This window comes from Hymenobacter agri, assembly GCF_054778495.1.
The window spans coordinates 1-2884 of record NZ_BAAGZM010000549.1 but is presented as its reverse complement, the minus strand read 5'-3'; the positions used below and the strand labels follow the sequence as shown (position 1 = coordinate 2884).

Annotated in this window: 3 protein-coding genes; all 3 read right to left on the bottom strand. The window is 63.9% G+C overall.

From position 1 onward, the window contains the following. Nucleotides 1-877 (bottom strand): hypothetical protein (locus ACYVDE_RS19155; RefSeq protein ID WP_460503144.1); only part of this gene is annotated, 877 nt, incomplete at its 3' end. A gap of 135 nt (nt 878-1012) precedes the next feature. Continuing rightward, nucleotides 1013-1765 carry an SDR family oxidoreductase gene (locus ACYVDE_RS19150; protein ID WP_460503143.1) on the bottom strand — a complete coding sequence of 251 codons (753 nt, stop codon included), beginning with the start codon at nt 1763-1765 and terminating at the stop codon, nt 1013-1015. A gap of 138 nt (nt 1766-1903) precedes the next feature. Further along, nucleotides 1904-2884 (bottom strand): phosphotransferase family protein (locus ACYVDE_RS19145; protein ID WP_460503142.1); only part of this gene is annotated, 981 nt, incomplete at its 5' end.

The window sequence follows — 2884 nt, the reverse complement described above, 5'->3', positions numbered from 1 at the left end:
CGCTGGCGCCCAGGGCGCGCGGGTCGTGGCCCGTGATTTCGCCAAACAGCACGCAGGCCGTGAGGTAGGCGCCCCAGTTGCTGGGGTGGTAGTGGTCTTCGGCCCAGAGGTCGACTTTGCCGGGCTCGGGGGCGTAGGGGTTGCGCTGGGCCAAACCGGTTTGCACGGCGCGCAGCCAGGCATCGCCGGCCGGCGCAATACTCTTGAAATCTGCGTTTTGCGCCAGCAGGCCGTAGTACGACGCGTGCAGCTCGCGGGCCATCGAGTCGATGGGCAGGCCGCTGAATGGCTTGCCGGCGGGGTACGTCAGGTCGGCCCGGGGCCAGGTCTGGAACAGGAATACCTCGGCGGCGGGGTTGGCCGTATGCACGGCGCGCTCCAGCCGGGTGGCGTAGTCGCGGAATAGCTCGGGCCGGCCACCGTGGCGCGGGGGCAGCGCCCACTGGCTGTGCTCCTGCAGCACCACCGTGTTCCAGCGCGGCTGCTGAATGACGCCGAGGGCGTGGTCGTAGTGGTATTGCAGCGGCCGGGCGTTGATTTCCTCGAAGTGCACCTCGTAGCGCAGGCCAGCTTCTTCGGTGAATTGTTGAAAGATGCCGGGGATACCACCCCAGACAACGGGCTCGCCGGTGGTGGTTTCGCAGCGCGGGTCGTTGGCGGGCAGGCCGTAGTTTTCGTCGACGACGTGGGCCGCGTTGTAGGCCAGCACCGGCTGGTATTTACCGTGGAAAAAGCTGTTGCCAACGAACAGAATGGTCTTGGCAGGCTCTGCCGCCGCGGGCCGGGCGGGCCGGTTTTGCGCCCCAGCGGGAGTAGAGTAGCTAGCCAACAGGCCCGCTACGGCCAGCAGCAGCAGCTTGCGTAAAGGTCGAGTCACAGAACAAAAATAGAAAGCAGACGTGGGGCCAGTGGTTCATCAACCGACCCCACACGCTAACGTTCGGGAATTTGGGCGTGCAAGAAACGGTTTTTTCCGCAAACCGCCTCCCCCGCTGCCCACGCCGCCGCTCACTCACAGCAGCTTCTGCACCCAGCGTAGCGGCAGCCACTTCATGGCGCGGGCCATCAGTCCCCAGGGCCAGCCCGGCACGAAGGCCTGCACCGGCTCGCGCTCAATGGCCCGCACCAGCGCCCGGCAGCCCGTTTCGGTATCTACCATGTAAGGCGTACTCTTCACTTTGGCGTTGATTTCGGAGCGGATGTACCCGGGATACATGATGCTGACGCTGATGGGTGAGTTCAACAAATCGGCCCGAATACCTTCGGTGAGGGCCGAGAGGCCGGCCTTGGTAGCAGCGTAGGTCGTCTGGGCCCGGGGCATCCCGCGCATGGCCGCCACCGACGAAATCGTGACCAGGTGCCCCGCCTTCTGCGCCCGGAAAATCTCCAGCGCCGCCTCGCACTGCGCCAGCGCCGCCACAAAATTGGTCTGGGCCGTCTGCACGTTGGCGTGGAAATAGCCGGTGCCCAGCGAGGCACCTTTGCCCATGCCCGCGTTCACGATGATGCGGTCGATGGTGCCCAAGTCGGCCTGAAAGGCGCGGAAGACCTCAAAAACCTGGTCGTGGTTGTTCACATCGAGCGCCCGCACGAAGACTTTAACGTTCGGATAAGCGGCTTCGAGCTCAGCTTTTAGGGCATCGAGGCGGTCGGTGCGGCGGGCGCAGAGGGCTAGGTTGCGGCCCATGCGGGCGTATTCGCGGGCCATGCCTTCGCCCAGGCCCGAGCTGGCGCCAGTGATGAGAATGTTGCGGCGGATGGTCATTTTTGAGTGGTGTGGGGGTTACAGAAACGTCATGCTGAGCGCAGTCGAAGCATCTCTACCGCTTCATTGCAAAGAGTTGGATTACTATCGCGGTAGAGATGCTTCGACTGCGCTCAGCATGACCCGCTTTTTTATTTTTCACTTATCAACACCGCCCCGCATGGCCCGGCGGCAGCGCCAATGCAGGTAATGCACAAAAATCCAGAAGTTCCGGAACGCCGGATTGCGCGTTTGCTTGTGGTGGTAGCGGTAGTAAATCTGCTGGGCGATGGCCGATAGGCGAAACAGGCCATACACTTCGTAAAAAGCCCAATTCTCGGGCCGGAAGCCGGTTTTCTCGCAGTAGTAAGCCACCACTTCCTTCCGCGTGAGCATGCCCGGCAGGTGGGTGGGCTGGCGGCGAGTGGCCTGGGCCAGGAAATCGTCGTCGGCCTGCACCCAGTAGGCCAGCAAGTTGCCCAGGTCCATGAGTGGGTCGCCGAGGGTAGCCAGCTCCCAGTCGAGCACGCCGAGGATGCGCGTGGGGTAGTCGGCGTCGAGTACCACGTTGTCGAACCGAAAATCGTTGTGCGTGATACAGATACGCTCCTGCTGCGGCTGGTGCGTTTCCAGCCACTGTATGATGCGGCGGCCGCTGGGCACGTTCCAGGTGCGGGCCTGGGTGTAGCGCTTGCTCCAGCCGCTAATCTGGCGCTGGGTGTAGCCGGTGCCGCTACTCAGACCCGCCAGCCCCGCCGCCTGATAGTCGACTTGGTGCAGCTCAATCAGGGCGTCGAGCACGTTCAGGCAGAGCTGGCGCACGGTGGCGGGCGGCAGCTCGAGCCCGCGCGGCAGGTTCTTGCGCGGAATGATGCCGGCCACGCGCTCCATCACGTAAAAATCAACGCCGATAACGCTGGTATCCTCGCAGTAGGCCACCATCTCCGGCACGTAATGGAATACGGGTTTCAGAGCTAGTTGCACGCGGTATTCGCGGCCCATGTCGTGGGCCGATTTGGCCTTGGTGCCGGCTGGCGGGCGGCGCAGGATGAGGTCGGCGTTGTCGTATTCGAGCCGATACGTCCAGTTGCTGGCCCCGCCGGCGTACTGCGTCACGCGCGGCTGCCCGCGCAGCGCCGG